Source organism: Akkermansia sp. GGCC_0220 (assembly GCF_017566105.1).
GTDB lineage: Bacteria > Verrucomicrobiota > Verrucomicrobiia > Verrucomicrobiales > Akkermansiaceae > Akkermansia > Akkermansia massiliensis.
In genome coordinates this window covers 1-211 of record NZ_JABFCI010000239.1, presented here as the reverse complement: position 1 = coordinate 211, position 211 = coordinate 1, and the positions used below count along the sequence as shown (strand labels likewise).

Here is a 211-nt window from a genome sequence, read left to right as displayed (position 1 = left end):
AGACGGCAGAGCCAAAGACAAACAGATAGCAGACCTGCAAAGAGAGAACGGCTCTCTGAGGGGTCAAATTCGCTCTCTGACGGCTCAATTAGACGAGGTTAAGGCAGAACTATGGAACAAGATAAATAACCTCACAGACAAGCTCAAGGGGGCTTACGAGAGCCTTACGAATGTCGTTAAGGCGGTCGGTATGCTCAAGTATGACCGAGAG

General features: G+C 49.3%; 1 protein-coding gene. It reads left to right on the top strand.

Features of this window, described 5'->3' with window-relative positions; genetic code table 11:
• Positions 1–211 (top strand): hypothetical protein (locus HJW02_RS13645; protein WP_208050780.1); only part of this gene is annotated, 211 nt, incomplete at both ends.